Genomic DNA, 21,383 nt, shown 5'->3' with positions numbered 1-21,383 from the left:
ACGCACTGCGTGCATTCCCAAAGGTAGATCATGTCCAAGTTTTTTATTGGCCGCCCCAATTTTGCGTGGGTGGTGGCCATCTTCATTTCGCTGGCGGGCTTGCTGGCGATTCCGTCGCTGCCGGTGTCGCAATTTCCGGTAGTGGCGCCGCCCCAGGTGACCATTGCCGCCACCTATCCCGGCGCGTCGGCCTCGGTGCTGGTGGATTCGGTGACGAGCGTCATCGAAGAAGAGCTGAACGGCGCCAAGAACATGCTGTATTACGAGTCGTCCAGCAGTTCTAGCGGCAGCGCTGAAATCACCGTCACGTTCGAACCGGGCATGGACCCGGACCTGGCGCAGGTGGACGTGCAGAACCGCATCAAGAAGGCGGAAGCACGCTTGCCGCAGGCGGTTACGCAGCAGGGCTTGCAGGTGGAGCAGGCCAGCTCGAACTTCCTGATGATCTACGCGCTGACCTACAAGGGCGAAGACGCGCACAAGGACGTGGTGGGCTTGTCGGACTATGCCGCGCGTCACATCAACAACGAAATCCGCCGCGTCAAAGGCGTGGGCAAGGTGCAGTTCTTTGGCGCCGAAGCGGCCATGCGCGTGTGGATCGACCCGCAGAAACTGCTGGGCCTGGGCCTGTCGGTGGCGGACGTCAACGCGGCCATCGCGGCCCAGAACGTGCAGGTGCCGGCCGGCAGTTTCGGCAGCCGCCCCGGTTCGCCCGAGCAAGAGCTGACGGCTACGCTGGCCGTCAAGGGCATGCTGGATTCGCCGGAGGAATTCGGCAACATCGTGCTGCGCGCGAACGCGGATGGCTCGGTCGTGCATCTGTCGGACGTGGCGCGCCTGGAAGTCGGGCGTCAGAGCTACGACTTTGAAACGCGCTTGAACGGCAAGAAGTCGGTGGGCGCGGCCGTGCAGTTGGCGCCCGGCGCCAACGCCATCGACACGGTCAAGGCCGTGAAGGCGCGCTTGCAGGAATTGTCGGCCTCGTTCCCCGAGGACGTGGAATTCTCGGTGCCTTTTGATACCTCGCGCTTTGTCAGCGTGGCCATCACCAAGGTCGTGCATACGCTGCTGGAAGCCATGGTGTTGGTCTTCCTGGTGATGTTCCTGTTCCTGCAGAATTTCCGCTACACGCTTATCCCAACCATCGTCGTGCCGGTCTGCTTGTTGGGCACGTTCGGGGTGATGTCGGTGCTGGGCTTCTCGGTCAACATGATGACGATGTTCGGCATGGTGCTGGCCATCGGCATCCTGGTGGACGACGCCATCGTGGTGGTCGAAAACGTGGAACGCATCATGGCCGAAGAGGGCCTGCCCCCGCGCGAGGCCACGATCAAAGCCATGGAGCAGGTATCGGGCGCCATCATCGGCATCACGCTGGTGCTGTCCGCCGTGTTCCTGCCGCTGGCCTTCATGAGCGGCTCGGTGGGCGTGATTTACCAGCAGTTCTCGCTGTCGCTGGCGGTGTCGATTCTGTTCTCGGGCTTCTTGGCGCTGACCTTCACGCCGGCGTTGTGCGCCACCTTTCTCAAGCCCATCCCGAAGGGACATCACGACGAAAAGAAGGGCTTCTTCGGCGGCTTCAACCGCATGTTCAACCGCCTGACCGGGCGCTTCGAAGCGCTGAACTCGCGGCTGGTCAAGCGCACCGGCCGCTACATGGTGATCTATGTGGCCATCGTGGCGGTGCTGGGCGTGTTGTACGTGCGCGTGCCGGAATCCTTCGTGCCGGCCGAAGACCAGGGCTACGTCATCGTGGACGTGCAGTTGCCGCCGGGCGCCACCTACAACCGCACCGACAAGGTCGTGGCGGATGTCGAGGAACACCTGATGTCGCTGGACGCGATGGGCGACGCCTTTACCGTGATGGGCTTCAGCTTTTCGGGCACCGGCCAGAACGCGGGCATTGCGTTTCCCACGCTGAAAGACTGGTCTGAACGCGGCAAGGGTCAAGCCGCCTCTGACGTCGCGGCGGGCGTGAACGAACGCTTCGCGGTGATCCCGGACGGTTCCATCATGGCCGTGAACCCGCCGCCCATCGACGGCTTGGGCAACTCAGGCGGGTTTGCGCTGCGCCTGCAAGACCGAGGCGGCTTGGGCCGCCAGGCGCTGACCGATGCACGCAACCAATTGCTGGCCAAGGCCAATAGCTCGCCCGTCATCGCCTACGCCATGATGGAAGGCCTGGCCGACGCGCCGCAGTTGCGCCTGGACATCGACCGCCAGAAGGCCGAAGCGCTGGGCGTGGGCTTTGACACGATCAGCACGGCGATCTCGTCGGCCTATGGCTCGGCCACCGTCAACGACTTTGCCAACGCCGGGCGCTTGCAGCGCGTGGTGGTGCAGGCCGACGTGCGTGACCGGATGACGCCCGAAAGCATCCTGATGCTGAACGTGCCGAACAAGTCGGGAGGCATGGTGCCGCTGTCGGCCTTCGTCAAGACCGATTGGGAAAATGGCCCCGTGCAGATCTCGCGCTACAACGGCTACCCCGCGTTCAAGATCGCGGGCGACGCGATGCCGGGGCACAGCACGGGCGAGGCCATGGCCGTGATTGAAAAGATCGTGTCCGAACTGCCCAACGGCATTGGCTACGAATGGACCGGCCTGTCGTACCAAGAGAAATTCGCTGGGGCGCAGGCGCCCATGCTGTTCGCGCTGGCGTTCCTGGTGGTGTTCCTGCTGATGGTCGCGCTGTATGAAAGCTGGGCCATTCCGGCGTCGGTGATGCTGATCGTGCCGATCGGCGCGCTGGGTTCGGTGTTGGCCGTAACCGTGCTGGGCATGTCCAACGATGTGTATTTCAAGGTGGGCCTGATCACCATCATCGGCTTGGCGGCCAAGAACGCCATCCTGATCGTGGAGTTCGCCAAGAGCCTGCGCGAACAGGGCCATTCGTTGGCGGACGCCGCCATCCAGGCCGCCAAGCTGCGCTTTCGCCCCATCGTGATGACGTCGCTGGCGTTCATTCTGGGCGTGGTGCCCCTGGCGCTGGCCAGCGGCGCGGGCGCGGCCAGCCAGCGTGCCTTGGGCGTGGGCGTGATCGGCGGCATGCTGACCGCCACCTTGTTGGGCGTGATTTTCGTGCCCATCTTCTTTGTCTGGGTGCTGTCGCTGCTGCCGAAGAATCGCAGCAAGCCGGCCCCCGATGCCTTGCCTGCCACGCGCACGGCCGAGGAATGACAGTCATGATGCAAACTTCTTTTTCGCGCACCCTGGGCGCCCTGATGGTGACGGCGGCGCTGGCCGGCTGCTCGATGGCGCCCGTCTATCAACGGCCTGATGCCCCCATCCCCACGCAGTTCGGCCAACCGGAGGCCTCGGCGCCGTCGGCGGCCGGCACGCTGGACTGGCAGGCCTTCGTTACCGACGAACGCTTGCGCCAACTGGTGGCGCTGGCGCTGGACAATAACCGCGACCTGCGCCAGGCCGTGCTGAATATCGAGGCGGCTCGCGCGCAGTACCGCATTGAACGCGCCGACCGCCTGCCGGGCATCAACGCGCAAGGCACGGGCACGCGGCAGCGGGTGCCGGGTGACCTGAACAGCACGGGCAGTTCGGCCGTGCAAAGCAGCTACCAGGCCGGTATTGGGCTGACCTCGTTCGAGATCGACCTGTTTGGCCGCGTGCGCAGCCTGTCGGACGCCGCGCTGCAAAGCTATCTGGCCACCGAGGAAACCGCGCACAGCACCCGCATCAGCTTGGTGGCTGAAGTGATACAGGCGTATCTCACGCGCGACAGCGCGATGCGCCGCCTGCAAGTCACCGAGCAGACGCTGGCCAGCCGCGAGGCGTCGCTGCACCTGACCGCCCAGCGGCGCCAGGCCGGCGCGGCCACGGCGCTGGACTACCAAGAGGCCTTGGGCCTGACCGAACAGGCACGCGCCGAGCGCGAGCGCATCGACCGCGAAGTCCGTCAAGCCGGCAACGCGCTGGCCCTGTTGGTGGGCGTGAACGATCTGCGTCCCTACCTGCCCCAGCAACTGCCCACGTCGCCCGTGCTGGTGCAGGAGATTGCGGCGGGTGCGCCGTCGGAACTGCTGGAGCGCCGGCCCGACATCCTGGCCGCCGAACATGAACTGCAAGCGCGCAACGCCAGCATCGGCGCGGCGCGGGCGGCGTTCTTTCCCAGCATTACGCTGACGGGCCTGTTCGGTTCGTCCAGCGCGGACCTGTCCGACCTGTTCGGCGGTGGTCAGCGGGCTTGGTCGTTCACGCCGCAGATCACGCTGCCCATTTTCTCGGGCGGTCGCAATGTGGCCAACCTGGACCTGGCAACGGTGCGCAAGGACATCGCCGTGGCGCAGTACGAGTTGGCGATCCAGACCGCGTTCAAAGAGGTATCCGACGCGCTGGCCGCCACGGATACCTTGCGGCGCGAAGAGGCCTCGCGGCGGGCCTTGGCCGAGTCCAGCCAGGAAGCGATGCGGCTGTCGGAAGCGCGCTATCGCGGTGGCGTGGACAGCCATCTGCGCTATCTGGACGCGCAGCGCAGTGCGTTCACGGATCAGTTGACCTATATCGAGGTCAGCACGCAGCGCCAGATTGCGCTGGCGACCTTGTTCAAGGCGCTGGGTGGCGGCTGGACCGGCGTCCAGCCGCCCGTGGCGCAAGCCAACTGAACGGCCACGCTCAGGCCTTGCGCAAGCCCGCGCGAGGCAGGGGTGCCGAAGACTGCGCGACCGGGTCTTCGGCGGGCTTGCCACGCCCGATCAGCCACGCGCACCACGCCGATACCGCGCCGGCGAACAGCACGTACAGGCAGATCAGCCATGGCTGCCCACCGCCCGTCTTCAGTAGCGCGGTGGCGATGATGGGCGTGATGCCCGAGGCGAAGATGCCCGAGAACTGGTACACGAACGAAATCCCCGTGTAGCGCACCTTGGCGTCGAAGAGCTCGCAGAACAGCGCGGCTTCGGGTCCGTACACGGCGGCGTAGAAGATGCCGAACGGGATGATGATGGCAAGCCAGATCAGCATCACGTTGCCCTGGCTGTTCAGCATCAGCCAGAAGCCGGGAAACGACGCCAGCGCCGTGATCAACGAGCCCCAGAAGTAGACGCGCGTTCGGCCGATGCGGTCGGACAAGCGGCCGAAGAAGGGGATGAAAAAGCACATCACCAGCGCGGCGGCCATGACGCCGATCAGCGCCTCGGTGCGGGTGATCTGCACGGTCTGCGTCAGGTACGAAATGGAAAACACGCCGAACACGTTGAAGAACACGCCGTCGATGTAGCGCGCGCCCATGCCCTTGAACACGTTGCCGGGGTAGCGCTTGAGCATGTCGAAGAACGGAATGCGGCTTTCGGCATTGTTGGCCTTAACGGCCGTGAACTCCGGCGTTTCCTTGATGTTCAGCCGGATGTACATGCCCACCAGCACCATGGCGGCGGACGCCAGGAAGGCGATGCGCCAGCCCCAGGCCATGAACTGTTCGTCGGTCAGCAAGGTGGACAGCAGCGCCACCGTGCCGGACGCCAGGCACAGCCCGATCGCCAGCCCGATCTGCGGCAGCGACGCATAAAAGCCTTTCTTGCCCGACGGCGCGTATTCGTAGGCCATCAACACCGCGCCGCCCCATTCACCGCCCAGGCCGATGCCCTGGAAGATGCGCAGCAGCAGCAACAGGATGGGCGCCCACACGCCGATGCTGTCGTAGGTGGGCACCAGGCCGATCAGGAAGGTGGACACGCCCATGATCATCAGCGTCATCACCAGCATGCTCTTGCGGCCGATGCGGTCGCCGAAGTGGCCGAAGATCAGCCCGCCCAGCGGCCGGGTGATGAAGCCGACCGCGAAGGTGGTGTAGGCCAGCATGGTGGAGACCAGCGGGTCGCCGGTGGGAAAGTACAGCTTGTTGAATACGATGCCGGCCACCACACCGTATAGAAAAAAGTCGTACCACTCGATGGTGGCGCCGATCAGTGATGCGGTGACGACCTTGCGTACCGCGGCTTCGTTTTGCTTGGGCATTGCAGTCTCCTTTGATGGGGCGGGGCGCTCTGCGGCGCCGTGCGCGGGTCTGGCTTGAGCTTCGTTGGGGGACTTCCTTGTCGATGGGGGGAGATCAGGCGGTGACAAGATCCGCCCGGCGCCGGGACAGCTTGAAATCTTCCAGCATGAAATCGGCCGCGCGCTCGGCCAGCATCACCACGGGCGCATTGGTGTTGCCCGAGACCAGCGTGGGCATGATGGAGCAGTCCACCACCCGCAGTCCGGCCACCCCATGTACCCGCAGGCGTTCGTCCACCACCGCCATCGGATCGCTGCGCGGCCCCATCTTGGCCGTGCCCGAGGGGTGGAAGATGGTGGCCCCATGTTCGCGGCAGAAAAGCAGGATGTCGTCATCCGTGCGCACGTCGGGCCCGGGCCGGAACTCGCGTTTCATCAGCCCGGCCAGCGGCTCGGTCGCGGCCAGTCGCCGCGCATGCTTGACGGCCGCCACGGTCATGCCGCGGTCCAGTTCCGTGGACAGGTAGTTGGCCTGCATGGACGGCGCTTCGAACGGGTCCGCGCTGCGCAGCCGCACCTGGCCGCGTGACGTCGGGCGCAACTGGCAGACGGAATACGTGCATCCTGAAAACGGATGCACCTTGCCGCCGGCCATGTCGGCCGACAGCGTGGCGAAGTGGTACTGGGTGTCGGGCGTTTGGCTGGCCGGGTCCACCCGGCAGAACAGGCCGCCCTGGTTGATGCCGACCGCCAGCGGGCCGCCCCGGAACAGCAGCCATTGCAAGCCCATGCGCACGCGCCCATGCAGGCTGCGCAACTGGTCGTTGGTGGTGATGGGCTGCGTGGTTTCGTAGATCAGCCGGATCTGCAAGTGGTCTTGCAGGTTTTCACCGACGCCGGGCAGGTCGCGCACCACGCGGATACCAAACTGGCGCAGCAGCGCGGCCGGCCCCACGCCCGATAGTTGCAGCAACTGCGGCGATTGCAGCGCGCCCGCGCATAGCACTACCTCGCGCCGCGCGCGTAGCGTTCGCACCTGGCCGCCTTGCCGGTAGCGCACGCCGCAGGCGCGTCCGCCTTCAAACAGAATCGCCATGGCGTGGGCATCGGTTTCCACGCGCAGGTTGGGGCGGTCTTCGGCGGGCCGCAAGTAGGCCACGGCGGTGGAGCAGCGGCGGCCGTTGCGAGTGGTCAGTTGGTAGTAGCCCACGCCTTCCTGGTCGCCCGTGTTGAAGTCCCGCACAGCGGGCACGCCCAGCGTTCCGGCGGCGGCGATCATCGCTTCCACCAGCGGATGCGGCGTCTTGATGGACGTAGCGTTCAAGGGGCCGTCCACGCCCCGGGTGGGGCCTGCGCCCAGGTCGTTGTTTTCCAGTTTGCGAAAGTAGGGCAGGCAGTCGTCCCAGCCCCAGCCGGGGTTGCCCGCGCGCGCCCAGGCGTCGTAGTCGGCGCGCTGGCCGCGGATGTAGATCAGGCCGTTGATGGCGCTGGAGCCGCCCAAGGTGCGCCCGCGCGGCCAGTAGATGCGGCGGCCCAGCATGTTGGGATCGGGGTCGGTGTAGTAGCCCCAGTTCACCACCTTGTGGAACATGGTCTTGCCGTAGCCGATGGGAATGTGGATCCAGGGGTAAGTGTCCCTGGGGCCGGCTTCCAGCAGGCAGACGGCGTGCGCGCCGTCGGCGCTAAGCCGATTGGCCATCACGCATCCGGCCGAGCCGGCGCCCACCACGATGACATCCACGGTATCGGACATATCGCCTTGTCTCCCTGTTGTTGTGCCGCCTGTGCCGAAGCAACCCGCACCGCGCCATGACGGCGCGTTTTCCCTGCTTGTTGCGGCGGGGCGCACTTATATACTGGCTCGATCCCATCCGGTGTTGAGGCGGGAACCGGCTGGACATCTGTGGCGATTCTAGAAAGCAGGCGCGTAGAACAAAGCACAACGCGCGTGGGGGCGGACAAATGGAACGGAACATGCAACTTCGGTTTCAAAATCGCAGTGCAGCATCGGCGGCCAAGCCGGAGGCGGGGGTGAAGTCGAGTGGGGAAGGCGACACGCCCGAGCAGCAACAAGAGGCCGCACGTTCACTGCGCGCCCTGGTGGTGCTGGAACACCTGGCGCGCGCCCAGCATCCCCCCACCTTGGCGCAGCTTGCGCAGCGCTTGAACATGCCCAAGACCACGCTGATGCGGCTGCTGGCCGCGATGCAGCGCGCGGGTTTCGTGGCGTCCACGCCTACCGAACATGGCTTTGTGCCGGGGCCACAAGCCACGTCGCTGGCGCTGGCCACCTTGCACGCATCGGCGTTTACGCGGGCCTGCCGCGCGGTGCTGGCGCAACTGGTGGGCACCCTGGGCGAAACCTGCAACCTGACCGCACCCGACGGCGACCGCGTGGTCTATATGGAACGCGTGGAAACGTCGGAGCCCTTGCGGCTGTTCTTCGCGGTGGGCAGCCATGTGCCCATGCATTGCACGGCCAGCGGCAAGCTGTTCCTGGCGTCGATGAACCGGCTGGAACGGGGCCGCGTGCTGGCCCGGCTACCGCTGACGCGCAACACGCCGCGCACCTTGACCGACCCCGCGCAATTGGAAGAAGAACTGGAACGCCTGGCCGCGCGCGGCATCGGTATCGACAACGAAGAATTCGTGCGCGGCATGAGCGCGGTGGCGGTGCCGGTGAAGGATGCCGAGGACCGGGTGGTGGCGGCGGTGGCGTGCCACGCGCCCACGGCCCGCGTCATGCTGGACGACCTGCTGCGCGCCGTGCCTGTGCTGCAACGCGCGGCGCAATCGCTGCACGATGTGCTGGCGTTGCATCGGCCGGGGGCTTGAGACACTGAAGGCGCGGCGGGCGATCCCGTGGCGGGCAATCCCGCGGCGGGCGACCCCGTGCCATGCCACACACGCCTTAATGCGTGATCTTGCCGCCGCTGACCATCCAGCGCGTTCCAAATCGGTCCAGCAACGCGCCATACGCGTCTGCCCAGAATGTTTTCTGCAATGGCATCGTCACGTTGCCACCGTCGGCCAATTGGTCGAAGACGCGCTGGGCGTCGGACACCGTGGGGTAGACCAGGGCCAGGGCAATGCCCTGCTTGCCGGGATAGGGATGGCCGCTGGTGGCGTCGCTGCCCAGCAGCGTCTGCTCGTCCAGCACCAGGCGGGCCACCATGACGCGCTCGGCGTCCTCGGGTGACAGGGCGGGCATTGCCGCATCTGAAGGCGCATCGGCGTAGCGGATCAGGGTTTCAAGGCGGCCGCCCAGCACGCGCTCATAGAAGCGCATGGCGTCCGCGCAGTTGCCGTCAAAACTGAGATAGGCGGATAGCTGGGGCATGATGTTTCCTTTTTTTGGGGGGCGGGTGCGCGCTGCGCTGCCGCACTATGATGGAAAACCCGGCCCACGGTACCCGAAGGAGCCGGCAAAGTACGCACTGTAGCCGCTTGACGGTAAATTTCGCCTGACAGAGGTCTTCGCAAAGGAAAAAATGGCATGAGCACGGTCAAACTGCTATCGGATGACGAGGTCCGCAACAGCCCCCAGGCCTGGGCGGTATTCGAAGACATCCGGGCGACGCGCAAGTCTGATTTTGTGAATAATTTCTGGCGCGCGCTGGCGAACGATCCCCCGCAGTTGCAGCGTGTGTGGGCGCAGTTGAAGCAAGTCATGATGGCCGACGGCGAACTGTCGCCGCTGGTGCGCGAGATGATCTATATCGCCGTGTCCACCGCTAATGGTTGCTCGTACTGCGTGCATTCGCACACGGCGGCGGCCAAGGCCCGGGGCATGACCGATGGCCAGCATGCCGAGCTGCTGTCGGTGATCGGCATGGCGGCGCAGACCAACGCCATGGTGACGGCCATGCAGGTGCCGGTGGATGCCGCGTTCGACGTTGGCGGATTCAACACCAACGGGGTCGACAACACCGGGTTTGACCCTACCGCTTCCCCCCTCAAATAAGGAGCCGGCCATGGCGCTGATTCCGCTGTTTCCCTTATCCAACGCGCTATTTCCCGCTGGTGTGCTGCATCTGCGCATTTTCGAGGTGCGCTATCTGGATATGATCCGTCGCTGCATCGCGGATGGCAGCGAGTTCGGCGTGGTGGGCTTGCTGGCGGGCAACGAAGTCCGTTCGCCCGAGGGCGTCGAGACGCTGGCGCCGCTGGGCACCATGGCGCGCATCGCCTCGTGGGACGCGCCCATGCCCGCCTTGCTGCAAGTGCGCTGTATTGGCGGCAGTCGGTTTCGGCTGCTTTCCAGCGAAGTGGCAAAATACGGCCTTTGGATGGGTCAGGCCGAGCCCATTGCCGACGATCCGCCCACGCCCGTGCCAGCCTCCATGCAGCCCAGCGCCGATGCGTTGGGGCGCCTGGTGGCGCAATGGCAGCAAGAGGGCGTGCCTGCCGACAAGATGCCGATTGCACCGCCGTTCCGGCTGGACGACAGCGGCTGGGTGGCGGACCGCTGGTGCGAACTGCTGCCGCTGCCGCCTGACGACAAGACCCGTCTGCTGGGCCTGACGGACCCGGTGGCAAGGCTGGCGGCGGTTCAGGATTTTCTGCGCGGCCAGGGGCTGACGTAGCGTCAGCCCGACAAGATCAACGAATTGGACACCATGGAAATCAGGATAGACGACGGCCTGCGCGCCTACATAGACCCCTTGACCGAAGACGAGCACGAGGCGCTGGAACGCAGCCTGCTGGCCGAAGGCTGCCGCGATGCGTTGGTGCTGTGGGGCGACCTGCTGGTGGACGGGCACAACCGCTACGCCTTATGCAAGAAGCACGGCATTGAATTCCAGACGCGCCAGAACACCACGTTCAAGTCGATGGAAGACGTGCATCTGTGGATGATCGAAAACCATCTGGGACGCCGCAGCGTGTCGGACTTCCAGCGCGGCGTGCTGGCGTTGCGCAAGAAGGAAATTTTGCTGGCGCGCACACCGCCCGAGGCACCCGAGGCCGCGCCCGACGCGCAGCAGGCGGATGGATCACCGCCTTGGGATGAGGACGACGGCGCGCCCGCCGATGGCGCCCCGCGCCTGCCGCCCAACATGTCATGGACGCCGCCCGTGCCCAGCCGCCAGGCACTGGCGCGCGCCGCGCGCATCAGCAGCAACACCCTGGGGCAGATCGAAAAGATTCAGAAAGCCGCCGCGCCGGAACTGGTGCGCGCTGTGAAAGAGGGCGCCATTTCCATCAATGCGGCAGCAGCGGTGGCGTCATTGCCGCCCGAGCGCCAGGCGGCGGCCGTGGCGGGCGGCAAGAAAGAACTGCAACAAGCTGCGCGCGAAGTGCGCCTGGCCAAGGCGCCGCCGCCCCGCGAAGCCCCGCCCGAAGTGCCCATCGAACACATCGCCGACCTGCCGGCGGAAGTGGCGCGCTTGCGAGGGGTGCTGGCGCGCGTTACGGAAGAGCGCGACCAGTTGAAGAAGAAGGTCGTCAACCTGACGATCGCACTGTCGGAAGCGCGGGCCGCCAACGGCGGCGGGGACGATTAAGCGCTCGTGATTACGAATAAGGGATAACCCTTAACAGACGTATGCACGAAAAAAATTCCTGGTTCGCTGGGAATTTATATCGTTTTGAGGAAAGGTGCGCGGGGCTTTGTAATGCGTATTCGCTTAACCGCTTGACGCATTCACCCCCTCGACTTTCTTATGACTCCCATCGGATTTCGCATTCTTTCTCGGTCGGCGCCGGCCGTGGCCGCCGACGTGCTGGCCAGCTTTGCCGATATCGGCTCCGCCCAGATCAGCGACTGCATGAATCGCCTGTACGGCGTGTCGGGCCTGCGCCCGATGCACGGCGGCACGCGCCGCATGGTTGGCCTGGCGCTGACCGTCAAGACCCGTCCCGGTGACAACCTGTTGATTCATCAGGCAATTTCGATGGGCGCCGCGGGCGACGTCATCGTTGTCGATGGCGCGGGCGACGCCAGTAACGCGCTGGTTGGCGAACTGATGATGATGGACGCGCAGTCGCGTGGCATCGCGGGCTTTGTCATCGACGGCGCGGTGCGCGACGTGGACGTCTTCGGCCAAGGCGAATTCGGCTGCTTCGCGCGTGCCGTGTCGCACAAGGGTCCGTATAAGGACGGCCCGGGCGAAATCAACGTGCCGGTGTCCGTGGGCGGGCAGGTGGTCAACCCGGGCGATGTGGTCGTGGGCGATGCCGACGGCGTGGTGGTGATTCCCGCCGAACACGCGGCCGCCGTACTGGCCCTGGCGCAAAAGAAGGAAGCCGACGAAGCCGTGGCCAAGGAAAAGCTGCGCGCCGGCACCTACACCAAGCCGTGGTTGGCAAAGACCATTGCCGAAAAGACGGGCGGCGCCAAATGAGCATCATTGCCGACCGCATCAAGCGCATCAAGCTGTCGCCCAGCGTCGCTGCGCGCGCCATCATCGCCGAACTGCGCGAACAAGGCCGCCGCATCATCGACCTGACGATTGGCGAACCCGATTTTTCAACGCCGGAACATATTCGCCAGGCCGCCACTGCCGCGATGAATCGCGGTGAAACCAAATACCCGCCTGCCCAGGGCACGGCGGCGTTGCGCCGGGCCGCGCGCGGCCATGTGCAAGCCGCCACGGGCGTGGACTATCCCGTGGCGCGGATCATCGTGAGCACCGGCGCCAAACAGGTGATTTTCAACGGCCTGGCCGCCACGCTGAATGACGGTGACGAGGTGCTGATTCCCGCGCCGTTCTGGGTGTCGTACCCCGACATGGTGCTGGTCAACGGCGGTGTGCCGGTCGTGGTGCAGACCTTGCCGGCAACGGACTACAAGCTCACGCCCCAGGCGCTGGAACAAGCCATCACGCCGCGCACCAAGTGGTTGATGATGAACGCGCCCAGCAACCCTACCGGCTCGGTCTATACCGCCGACGAATTGCGCGGGCTGACCGACGTGCTCAAGCGCCATCCGCACGTCTGGCTGATGACGGACGACATCTACGCCCGGCTCAATTTCACGGACGAGCCGACGGTGCACCCGCTGCAGGTGGCGCCCGCACTGGCCGACCGCACGCTGGTGGTCAACGGCGTGTCCAAGGCCTACGCCATGACGGGCTGGCGCATCGGCTATGGCGCGGGGCCCGACGAATTGATCAAGGCGATGGCGATTCTGCAATCACAAAGCACGTCGGGCGCGTCGTCGGTCAGCCAGGCGGCGGCGTTGGAGGCCTTGTCCGGCCCACAGGACTGCGTGACCGAATTCGCCAAGGTTTTCAAAAAGCGCCGCGACCTGGCGGTTGCCGAGCTGTCCGGTACGCCGGGCCTGAGCATCGTCGTGCCGCAAGGCGCGTTCTACGTGTTTCCGGACTGCTCGGGCCTGCTGGGCAAGAAGACGCCCGCCGGCGACGTGATCGCCACCGACACCGACCTGACGCATTACTTGCTGCGCGAGGCGGGCGTGGCCGTGATCGATGGCAACGCCTATGGCGCGCCGGGCACGTTCCGGCTGTCGTTTGCCGCGTCGCTGGAGGATATCAAGCAAGGCTGTTGCGCCATCCGCGAGGCCTGCGCCAAGCTGGCCTGAACACGGCGCCTTGCTACGCTAGACCGTTTGACCACCACACAACACACAAGGGGAATCAACCATGAAACGCCACACTTTCTTCGCGGCCTGCCTGGGCCTGGCCACGCTGGCGCTGGGCGCCGCCGCGCAAGCGGATCAAGTCGACGACATCAAGGCGCGCGGCGAACTCGTCTGCGGCACGCTGGGCACGTCGCAACCGTTCAGCTTCCAGGACGGCGCCACCCGCCAGTTGGTGGGCTATGACGTGGACGTGTGCAAGCTGGTTGCCGACAAGCTGGGCGTGAAGATCAGCTACAAGCTGCTGTCGGTGGCGGCGCGCGTGCCGGAATTGAACGAAGGGCGCGTGGACATCCTGGCCGCCAACCTGGGTTATTCGCCGGATCGCGCCGAACAAATCGCGTTCAGCCACGCTTACTACGTCAGCCCGCAAAAGCTGTTGGTGCGCAAGGACTCGGGCCTGGACAGCATCGAAGCGCTGAACGGTCACCGCATTGGCGCCACCAAGGGCTCCAGCTCGGAGCGCGAGATCAAGCGCATCCTGGACAAGTCCAAGGTGATTGGTTATGGCGACAGTTCGGCCACCTACCTGGCCTTGCAGCAAAAGAAGGTGGATGCGCAGTTTGCGTCGGAACTGGTGCTGGTGCGCCTGGTGCTGCAAAGCCCGCCCACGGCGCCCGTCAGCGTGATCGGCAAGTCGGTGTTTGACGAACCCTGGGGCCTGGGCGTGCGCAAGTCCGAGACGCGCATGCTGCAAACCGTGAACCAGGCGCTGGACGAAGCCGAGAGCTCGGGCGTGGCGGCCAAGCTGTTCGACAAGTGGTTCGGCCCCACCACGCCCTACAAGCTGGAGCGCGGGTTCAAGATCGGCCCCATCGCCGGCTGATGGCCGCGCAATTGCCAAGGGCCGACGCTTTATGAGCTTGCTAGATGCATCCCAATACCAGCTGCTGCTCAGCGGCATGGTGGTTACCGTGCAACTGTTCCTGGTGGCGTGGGTCATGGCCTTCGCCATCGCGGTGACGCTGGTCGTGGTGCGGGCCACCAACCTGGCGCCATGCCGCTGGGTGGTGGACGCCTATGTGGAATACCACCGCAACGTGCCGCTGTTGGTGCAGGTGTTGTTCTGGTATTTCGGCATGCCGGAGCTGCTGCCCGAAGGGCTGAGGTTGTGGCTCTACGATCACAACGCGGAAATGTCGCTGGCGGCGATTGCGCTGGCGTTGGGGTCGGCCGCGTACATCGCCGAGGACATCCGCAGCGGCCTGCGCGCCATTCCCTGGACGCAGTTCGAGGCGGCGCGCGCGCTGGGCGCAAGCTACCTGCAATGCATGCGTTACGTGATCGTGCCGCAGGCGTTGCGCATTTCCATTCCGCCGCTGGTCGGCCGCGCGTTGCTGCTGTTCAAGAACACCAGCGTGGCGATGGCGATCGGCGTGATGGAGCTGACCTATCAGGCGCGCGAAATTGAAAACGAAACGTATCGCACCTTCGCCACCTTCGGCGCGGCCACGATCATGTACCTGCTGGGATCGTTCCTGATCATGGCGGTGGGGTCGCGCGTCTACGCCCGTTATCGCTTGAATCGCGGAGGCCACGGTGCTTGACCTGCTGATGCAATACTGGCCGACGCTGCTGGTCGGCCAATACCCCAACGGGCCTTTGGGCGGACTGGCGCTGACGCTGATCCTGGCGGCGCTGGGCTTGTTGATGTCGCTGCCGCTGGCACTGTTGATCGCGCTGGCCCGCGTCAGCCCGTTCGGCGCGCTGCGGGTCGCCAGCAAGGGGCTGGTCAACGTCGTGCGCGGCATGCCGCTGCTGATGCTGATCTTCTGGGCGTACTTCGTGGTGCCCAAGCTGACGGGGCAGGTGGTCAGCGGCTTCTGGACGCTGATCTTCGCGCTGGTGGTCTATGAAAGCGCCTACTTGTCCGAGGTGATTCGGTCGGGCATCGAGGCGGTGCCGCGCGGCCAGATTGAAGCGTCGCGTTCGCTGGGCGTGGGCTACTGGACGACGATGCGCAAGGTGGTGCTGCCCCAGGCGCTGTTCAACGTGCTGCCCAGCATGACAAGCCAGTTCGTCTCCACGATCAAGGAAACGTCCTTGGGCTACGTCATCAGCGTCAACGAGCTGACCTTCGCGGCCAATCAGGTCAACAACCTGGTGCTGACCCAGCCGCTGCAGGTGTTCGGCATCCTGGCCATTATCTATTTCCTGGTGTGCTTCAGCCTGAGCCGCGGCTTGAGCTGGCTGGACCTGCGTATCCGCCGCTCGCGCGCCATGGCTTAACGGAAAGAATCATGATCAAGCTTGAAAAAGTGAACAAGTGGTATGGCGACCATCACGTGCTGAAAGACGTGGACCTGTCCGTGGCGCGTGGCGAAGTGCTGGTGGTGTGCGGGCCGTCGGGCTCGGGCAAGTCGACCATGATCCGCACGGTGAATCGGCTGGAGCCTATTGAGAAAGGTCGCATCCTGATCGACGGAGCCGACATCTACCAGAAGGGCGCGAACCTGAACGCGCTGCGTCAGAAGATCGGCTTCGTATTCCAGCAGTTCAACCTGTTTCCGCACATGAGCGTGCTGGAAAACGTGATCTTCGCGCCGGTGAACATTCGCAAGCAGCCGCGCAAGCAGGCGGTGGAATTGGCGCGTGCATTGCTGGAGCGGGTAGGGCTGTTGAACAAGATCGACGCCTACCCTGGTGCGCTGTCGGGCGGCCAGCAGCAGCGCGTGGCGATTGCGCGCGCGTTGGCATTGCAGCCGCCGGTGATGTTGTTCGACGAGCCGACCAGCGCGCTGGACCCGGAAATGGTGGGCGAGGTGCTGCAGGTGATGAAGGGCCTGGCCAAGGACGGCATGACGATGGTGTGCGTGACTCACGAAATGGGCTTTGCGCGCGACGTCTGCGACCGGGTCGTCTTCATGGACGGTGGCGAGATTCTTGAGGTGGACACGCCCGAGCGCTTTTTCAGCGCGCCCTCGCATCCGCGCGCTCAGCGCTTCCTGGCCGACATCCTGCACCCACGCGGCTAGCGTCGTGGCGGCGATGGTAACGTGAGGGTTTCCATGCGTTTCGCATCAACCGCCGCGATGTACACCCTTAAACAGTTAGAGGCGTTTTACTGGAGCGCCGAGCTAGGCAGCTTCAGCGCATCTTCCCGGAAACTGCACACCACGCAATCGGCGGTGGCCAAGCGGGTAGGGGAATTGGAAGCCTTCGCCGGGTCGCCGTTATTCGAGCGCCGGGCCAAAAAGCTGTTCATGACGCCGCAAGGGCGCAAGCTGTTTGAGCTGGCGCGTGAAATGCTGGACCTGAATAGCCGCATCGTGCAAAACATGGCCGACCCGGCCAGTTTCGAAGGCGTGATACGGCTGGGGGTGACCGAGCTGGTGGGCATGACGTGGCTGGCGCGGCTGATCAATCAGATCAGCCTGCGTTATCCGCGCGTACAACTGATGCCCGAGATCGACGGCGGCATTACGCTGTACGAAAGGCTGGACCAGGACCAACTGGACCTGGCCATCATGCCTGGCCCGTTCTGGAGCTATCAATACGATGGCACCCATCTGGGCGCCGTCACCAACGTCTGGATGGCCAGCCCCGCGCTGGATATCGATTTGCAGGCGCGTTTGTCGCCGCAGGACCTGGCGCCGTATCCCGTGATTTCGCAGCCGACCAATTCCGCGCTGTCTCATTTGTACGACGCCTGGTTCGCCGAACAGGGCTTGTCGGTCAAACGGGTGTTGACCTGCAACAGCCTGGGGATGATGGCACAACTGACGATGCTGGGGCTGGGCATCAGCTATCTGCCTGGCGCCTACTTCGCGCCGCTGGTCGAACGCGGTGCGCTGTGCCAGCTGGACGTACAGCCGGATCTGCCCACCATCAATTACTACGCGGTACACAAGAAGAACATCGTCAACCCGATCGTGTCGCGGGTGATCGAGATCGCTCGCGAGGAATGCGCGTTTGAAGTGGCAGGGGCCTTCCTGCCCCACGTGCCGCCTGCGGCGTTGCCGCGCGAAGGCTGAGACGGCCGGCGAGGGTAGGCGCCGGCCGGCTTGGGATGGGGTAGATCAACCGCAGCGAATGGCGGTCATGACGTCTTTGTCATCCACGATCAGGTTCAAACGGGTGGCGTTGTATTCCATGGTGACCAGTTGGCCGGGGCGCAGGATGCGGGCCGTGCTGCTGCCGCTGCGGGTACGCAGGTCTTCCATCGAGGACGTGGTGGCCTTTTGGCCAATTTGCGATTGCAGCGCGGCCGCGTCGCAGGTCTTGGTGCCGTAGCCCGGCATGGCCGAGCCCGACCCACCATAGGAAGCGCCGCCCGACGTGCTGTCGGACGAGGACGATGAACTGGAGGAGCTGGAGGCTGCCGGTGCGCTGGACGACGACGTTCCAGTGTTGGCGCATGCGGTCAGGCTGGCAACCAGAATGAAAGGGATCAGCTTGCGGATCATGTATAGCTCCTTACAACACCACTACGAAAAAAGCCATGATAGACCAGCCTAGGCGCGCTGTAATCTGGCGTTGCGGCGGCGCGCCAAAAAGTGAAAAGCCCGCGTTGAAAGGAGATCAAGGCGGGCTGCGATGGCGGGGTTTGGTTACTGAGGAAAGTACTAGCTTTCGCCAGTTGGCCCCTCAATGAAAATTCCGGCTATGGGCCGCCAGCCCGCCCAGCAGGTCGGACAGGTCCACCAGGCGTTGCGCGATCAGGTGGCGTACGCCGTCCACGTTCTGCCAGGCGCCGTAGACGCCCAGCAGCTTGGCGCCCAGCAGTTCGCGGCGTTGGCGTTCGATGAGTTCCGGGCGCACGACCACGTTGACGGGGCCGGTTTCGTCTTCCAGCGTGACGAAGATCACGCCCTTGGAGGTTTGTGGCCGCTGGCGCACGGTGACGATGCCGCAGGCGCGGGCCACGCGCTTGTCGGGGTAGCTGTTCAGGACCTCGGCCGGCTGGAAATTGCGGGCGGCAAGTTGCGCGCGCAACAGGGCGACCGGGTGGCTGTGCAGCGTCAGCCCCAGGCTGCGGTAGTCGGCGGCCACGGTCTGGTTTTCCGAAGGGGCCGACAACTGGGGGGCCTGGGTTTCCACAATGGCGGCGTCACGCAGCAGGTCGCGGCTTTGGACGCTGGCGGCGGCTTGCCAACTGGCTTGGCGGCGGTGGCCGGCCAGGGTGCGCAGCGCGTCGCCGGCGGCCAAGGTGTTCAGGTCGTGGCGGTTCAGCCCGGCGCGGCGGGCCAGGTCGCCGGTGTCGGTAAAAGGCGCCTGCCCGCGAGCCTCTTCGATGCGGCGCGCGGCGTCTTCCCGCATGCCCTGGATCAGGCTCAGGCCCAGCCGGACAGCGGGGCGGGTGTCTTCGGCGGGTGGGGAGTGCGGGCGCGGGCGTCGCTGGGCGCCGGGGTGACCGTCGGGCAGGGTTTCCAGCGCCGAATGCCAGCCGCTGACGGTAACGTCGGCGGGCAGCACGCAGACGCCGTGGCGGCGGGCGTCCTGCACCAGTTGCGCGGGCGCGTAGAAACCCATGGGCTGGGAATTGAGCAGGGCGGCCAGAAAGGCTTCGGGTTCGTGGCGCTTGAGCCAGGAACTGAAGTACGCCAGCAACGCGAAGCTGGCGGCATGGCTTTCCGGAAAGCCGTATTCGCCAAACCCCTCTACCTGCCGGAACAGGGCTTCGGCGAATTCCAGCGTGTAGCCGTGCGCCAGCAGGCCGCCCACCAGCTTGACGCGGAATTTGTCCACGCCGCCCTTGCGTTTCCAGGCGGCCATGGACCGGCGCAACTGGTCGGCCTCGCCCGGCGTGAACCCCGCGGCCACCACCGCGATCTGCATCACCTGTTCCTGGAAGATGGGGACGCCCATGGTGCGGCTGAGCACGCCACGGACTTTTTCGCTGGGATAGGTTTCGTCTTCCTTGCCCTGGCGTCGGCGCAGGTAGGGGTGGACCATGCCGCCCTGGATCGGGCCGGGGCGCACGATGGCCACCTGCACGACCAGGTCGTAGTATTTGCGCGGCCGCAGGCGGGGCAGCATGGTCATCTGCGCGCGCGATTCAATCTGGAACACGCCCACTGTGTCGGCGTCGCAGATCATGTCGTAGGTGGGGACGTCGCCTTCGGGAATGTCTTGCAGCGCCAGCGGCTGGCCCCGGCGCTGGCCGGCCAGCTCCAGGGTGCGGCGCAAGGCCGACAGCATGCCCAGCGCCAGCACGTCGACTTTCAGCAGTTTCAGCGCGTCAAGGTCGTCCTTGTCCCATTGCACGACGCTGCGGTCTTGCATGGCGGCGTTTTCAATGGGCACCAGGCGCGACAGCTTGCCGCGCGAAATCACGAAGCCGCCCGGGTGCTGCGACAGGTGGCGCGGAAAGCCCATCATGGTTTGCGCCAGCGATGCCCATTGCCGCGCCACGCGGGATTCCGGGTCCAGCCCGCAGGCGCCCAGCGTGCGCAGCATTTCCTTTTTACCGTCCCACCACTGGTGCGCGCGTGCCACGGCGTCAATCACGCCCAGGTCCACGCCCAGCGCGCTGCCGGTGTCGCGCAGCACGCTGCGTGGCCGGTACGAAATGACCACGGCGGTCAGGGCGGCGCGGTCGCGTCCGTATTTGTCATAGATGTACTGGATGACTTCTTCGCGGCGCTGGTGCTCGAAATCTACGTCTATGTCAGGTGGTTCGTTACGCTCTTTACTTATGAAACGTTCAAACAAGTTGTTGCCGCGCACCGGGTCCACCGCGGTAATGCCCAGGCAATAACAGACGGCGGAGTTGGCGGCCGACCCCCGGCCCTGGCACAGGATGCCCTGGCTGCGCGCGTACTGGACGATGTCGTAGACGGTCAGGAAGTAGGCTTCGTAGCGCAGGTCGCCGATCAGGTCGAGTTCTCTTTCGATCTGGCCGGCCACGTTTTCCGGGACGCCGGCGGGAAAGCGGCGGGCGGCGCCGGCCAGGGTTTCCTGGCGCAGATAGGTGGCGGGCGTGTGGCCGGGCGGCACGACCTCGTCGGGGTATTCGTAGCGCAGTTCGTCCAGCGAAAACGCGCAGCGGCGCGCCACCACCAGCGTTTGCGCCAGCGCATCGGGCGGATACAGATTGGCCAGGCGCATGCGGGTGCGCAGATGTTGTTCGGCGTTTTCGGATAATTCGTAGCCGCATTGGGCCACGGGCTGGCGCGTGCGGATGCCGGCCAGCGTGTCGTGCAGGGGCTTGCGCGATCGCACATGCATCTGCACCTGGCCCACGGCCACGATGGGCAGATCGGCCTGGCGGGCGGCGTGTTCGACGGCGGCGCGGTGCTGGTCGTCGCGTGACCGGTACAGCAGGTTCAGCCCGACCCAGGCGCGGTTGGGAAACACGCGCGCCAACCAGCGCGCCTGCTCGGCCAGGCGGTCGGCATCGATGCCGTAGGCGGGGGTCAGGATGGCCAGGCATTCCGGTACCTGGCGCAGGTGCTCGGAGCCCTTGGGCGGATGGGTCAGGTCATCCGGGGCCAAGCGGTATTCGCCCTTGGGGGCGCGGGTGCGGGCCAGCGTGATGAGTTCGGACAGGTTGCCGTAGCCTTCGCGGGTTTGCGCCAACAGGGTCAGGCCCAGCGGGGCGGCGTCGGGCGCGGCGCGCAACTGGAACGTGGCGCCGATGATCAGCGGCAGCTTCTGGGTCTTGGCTTCCATGTGGGCGCGCACCACGCCGGCCAGCGAACATTCGTCGGTCAGCGCCAGCGCGGCGTAGCCCAGTTCGGCGGCGCGCGCGACCAGCTCTTCCGGGTGCGAGGCGCCTTGCAGGAATGAAAAGTTCGACTGGCATTGCAGCTCGGCGTAGCCGGGCAACGTTGCCAAAAGTTCGGACGGATCGGGGGCGTCGTAGGGGGCGTCGTAAGGGTCGTCTTGCATG

General features: G+C 65.2%; 18 protein-coding genes. 13 read left to right on the top strand and 5 right to left on the bottom strand.

Annotated elements, in window-relative coordinates; genetic code table 11:
- Positions 1-30: 30 nt before the first annotated feature.
- Positions 31-3,180 carry an efflux RND transporter permease subunit gene (locus M2361_RS09045; RefSeq protein WP_259248163.1) on the top strand — a complete coding sequence of 1,050 codons (3,150 nt, stop codon included), beginning with the start codon at positions 31-33 and terminating at the stop codon, positions 3,178-3,180.
- 5 nt (positions 3,181-3,185) lie between these two features.
- On the top strand, positions 3,186-4,619 hold the full coding sequence (locus M2361_RS09040) for an efflux transporter outer membrane subunit (protein WP_259248161.1): 1,434 nt from the start codon (positions 3,186-3,188) through the stop codon (positions 4,617-4,619).
- A gap of 10 nt (positions 4,620-4,629) precedes the next feature.
- On the opposite strand, the gene M2361_RS09035 is transcribed toward M2361_RS09040, so the two are convergent.
- Both M2361_RS09035 and M2361_RS09030 read right to left on the bottom strand, forming a co-directional pair.
- Positions 4,630-5,970 (bottom strand): MFS transporter, encoded by a 1,341-nt coding sequence (locus tag M2361_RS09035; RefSeq protein ID WP_259248160.1) that lies wholly within the window; start codon positions 5,968-5,970, stop codon positions 4,630-4,632.
- Positions 5,971-6,064: 94 nt separating this feature from the next.
- Positions 6,065-7,702, bottom strand: a complete 1,638-nt coding sequence (locus tag M2361_RS09030; protein ID WP_259248158.1) for a GMC family oxidoreductase — start codon at positions 7,700-7,702, stop codon at positions 6,065-6,067.
- A gap of 209 nt (positions 7,703-7,911) precedes the next feature.
- Between M2361_RS09030 and M2361_RS09025 the strand changes: the two genes are divergently transcribed.
- The gene (locus M2361_RS09025; RefSeq protein WP_259248157.1) at positions 7,912-8,784 is read left to right on the top strand and encodes an IclR family transcriptional regulator; all 873 of its coding nucleotides are present in this window, start codon (positions 7,912-7,914) and stop codon (positions 8,782-8,784) included.
- A 76-nt stretch (positions 8,785-8,860) separates the two neighbouring features.
- Here M2361_RS09025 and M2361_RS09020 read toward each other — a convergent pair whose 3' ends face one another.
- A complete protein-coding gene (locus tag M2361_RS09020; RefSeq protein WP_050446599.1) occupies positions 8,861-9,289 on the bottom strand; it encodes a VOC family protein in 429 nt (142 codons plus the stop codon).
- Between the two features lie 156 nt (positions 9,290-9,445).
- Between M2361_RS09020 and M2361_RS09015 the strand changes: the two genes are divergently transcribed.
- The 10 genes from M2361_RS09015 (at position 9,446) to M2361_RS08970 (ending at position 17,523) form a co-directional block, all read left to right on the top strand.
- Entirely contained in the window at positions 9,446-9,913 is a 468-nt protein-coding gene (locus M2361_RS09015; RefSeq protein WP_259248155.1) for a carboxymuconolactone decarboxylase family protein, read from the top strand.
- 10 nt (positions 9,914-9,923) lie between these two features.
- Positions 9,924-10,535 carry an LON peptidase substrate-binding domain-containing protein gene (locus tag M2361_RS09010; protein WP_259248154.1) on the top strand — a complete coding sequence of 204 codons (612 nt, stop codon included), beginning with the start codon at positions 9,924-9,926 and terminating at the stop codon, positions 10,533-10,535.
- A 33-nt stretch (positions 10,536-10,568) separates the two neighbouring features.
- A complete protein-coding gene (locus M2361_RS09005; RefSeq protein ID WP_259248147.1) occupies positions 10,569-11,453 on the top strand; it encodes a hypothetical protein in 885 nt (294 codons plus the stop codon).
- Positions 11,454-11,612: 159 nt separating this feature from the next.
- Positions 11,613-12,293 carry an RraA family protein gene (locus tag M2361_RS09000; protein WP_100856002.1) on the top strand — a complete coding sequence of 227 codons (681 nt, stop codon included), beginning with the start codon at positions 11,613-11,615 and terminating at the stop codon, positions 12,291-12,293.
- Positions 12,290-13,492 (top strand): aminotransferase class I/II-fold pyridoxal phosphate-dependent enzyme, encoded by a 1,203-nt coding sequence (locus M2361_RS08995; RefSeq protein WP_259248145.1) that lies wholly within the window; start codon positions 12,290-12,292, stop codon positions 13,490-13,492. Before M2361_RS09000 ends, M2361_RS08995 begins: the two co-directional genes overlap by 4 nt.
- Before the next feature lie 61 nt (positions 13,493-13,553).
- A complete protein-coding gene (locus M2361_RS08990; RefSeq protein ID WP_259248138.1) occupies positions 13,554-14,375 on the top strand; it encodes an ABC transporter substrate-binding protein in 822 nt (273 codons plus the stop codon).
- Between the two features lie 31 nt (positions 14,376-14,406).
- Positions 14,407-15,096, top strand: coding sequence for an amino acid ABC transporter permease (locus M2361_RS08985; protein WP_259248137.1), 690 nt, complete (start codon positions 14,407-14,409; stop codon positions 15,094-15,096).
- Positions 15,089-15,778, top strand: a complete 690-nt coding sequence (locus tag M2361_RS08980) for an amino acid ABC transporter permease (RefSeq protein WP_259248135.1) — start codon at positions 15,089-15,091, stop codon at positions 15,776-15,778. The genes M2361_RS08985 and M2361_RS08980 overlap by 8 nt, the downstream gene beginning before the upstream one ends.
- An 11-nt stretch (positions 15,779-15,789) precedes the next feature.
- A complete protein-coding gene (locus M2361_RS08975; protein ID WP_100855998.1) occupies positions 15,790-16,524 on the top strand; it encodes an amino acid ABC transporter ATP-binding protein in 735 nt (244 codons plus the stop codon).
- A gap of 33 nt (positions 16,525-16,557) precedes the next feature.
- On the top strand, positions 16,558-17,523 hold the full coding sequence (locus M2361_RS08970; protein ID WP_259248131.1) for a LysR family transcriptional regulator: 966 nt from the start codon (positions 16,558-16,560) through the stop codon (positions 17,521-17,523).
- Positions 17,524-17,568: 45 nt separating this feature from the next.
- On the opposite strand, the gene M2361_RS08965 is transcribed toward M2361_RS08970, so the two are convergent.
- Together M2361_RS08965 and M2361_RS08960 are read right to left on the bottom strand one after the other, a co-directional pair.
- Complete coding sequence (locus M2361_RS08965) at positions 17,569-17,955, bottom strand: I78 family peptidase inhibitor (RefSeq protein ID WP_259248130.1); 387 nt, start codon at positions 17,953-17,955, stop codon at positions 17,569-17,571.
- A gap of 181 nt (positions 17,956-18,136) precedes the next feature.
- The gene (locus M2361_RS08960; RefSeq protein ID WP_259248124.1) at positions 18,137-21,382 is read right to left on the bottom strand and encodes an error-prone DNA polymerase; all 3,246 of its coding nucleotides are present in this window, start codon (positions 21,380-21,382) and stop codon (positions 18,137-18,139) included.
- Position 21,383 lies beyond the last annotated feature (1 nt).

The sequence above is a fragment of the Achromobacter sp. JUb104 genome, assembly GCF_024806975.1.
In the GTDB taxonomy this organism is placed as follows: Bacteria; Pseudomonadota; Gammaproteobacteria; order Burkholderiales; family Burkholderiaceae_B; genus Achromobacter; species Achromobacter spanius.
The sequence above is the reverse complement of the archived record's forward strand: the minus strand, read 5'-3'. Positions and strand labels throughout refer to the sequence as shown.

Coding starts and splice junctions, on each gene's coding strand:
- M2361_RS09045 (WP_259248163.1), top strand. CDS start 31: ATGTCCAAGTTTTTTATTGGCCGCCCCAATTTTGCGTGGGTGGTGGCC.
- M2361_RS09040 (WP_259248161.1), top strand. CDS start 3,186: ATGATGCAAACTTCTTTTTCGCGCACCCTGGGCGCCCTGATGGTGACG.
- M2361_RS09035 (WP_259248160.1), bottom strand. CDS start 5,970: ATGCCCAAGCAAAACGAAGCCGCGGTACGCAAGGTCGTCACCGCATCA.
- M2361_RS09030 (WP_259248158.1), bottom strand. CDS start 7,702: ATGTCCGATACCGTGGATGTCATCGTGGTGGGCGCCGGCTCGGCCGGA.
- M2361_RS09025 (WP_259248157.1), top strand. CDS start 7,912: ATGGAACGGAACATGCAACTTCGGTTTCAAAATCGCAGTGCAGCATCG.
- M2361_RS09020 (WP_050446599.1), bottom strand. CDS start 9,289: ATGCCCCAGCTATCCGCCTATCTCAGTTTTGACGGCAACTGCGCGGAC.
- M2361_RS09015 (WP_259248155.1), top strand. CDS start 9,446: ATGAGCACGGTCAAACTGCTATCGGATGACGAGGTCCGCAACAGCCCC.
- M2361_RS09010 (WP_259248154.1), top strand. CDS start 9,924: ATGGCGCTGATTCCGCTGTTTCCCTTATCCAACGCGCTATTTCCCGCT.
- M2361_RS09005 (WP_259248147.1), top strand. CDS start 10,569: ATGGAAATCAGGATAGACGACGGCCTGCGCGCCTACATAGACCCCTTG.
- M2361_RS09000 (WP_100856002.1), top strand. CDS start 11,613: ATGACTCCCATCGGATTTCGCATTCTTTCTCGGTCGGCGCCGGCCGTG.
- M2361_RS08995 (WP_259248145.1), top strand. CDS start 12,290: ATGAGCATCATTGCCGACCGCATCAAGCGCATCAAGCTGTCGCCCAGC.
- M2361_RS08990 (WP_259248138.1), top strand. CDS start 13,554: ATGAAACGCCACACTTTCTTCGCGGCCTGCCTGGGCCTGGCCACGCTG.
- M2361_RS08985 (WP_259248137.1), top strand. CDS start 14,407: ATGAGCTTGCTAGATGCATCCCAATACCAGCTGCTGCTCAGCGGCATG.
- M2361_RS08975 (WP_100855998.1), top strand. CDS start 15,790: ATGATCAAGCTTGAAAAAGTGAACAAGTGGTATGGCGACCATCACGTG.
- M2361_RS08970 (WP_259248131.1), top strand. CDS start 16,558: ATGCGTTTCGCATCAACCGCCGCGATGTACACCCTTAAACAGTTAGAG.
- M2361_RS08965 (WP_259248130.1), bottom strand. CDS start 17,955: ATGATCCGCAAGCTGATCCCTTTCATTCTGGTTGCCAGCCTGACCGCA.
- M2361_RS08960 (WP_259248124.1), bottom strand. CDS start 21,382: ATGCAAGACGACCCTTACGACGCCCCCTACGACGCCCCCGATCCGTCC.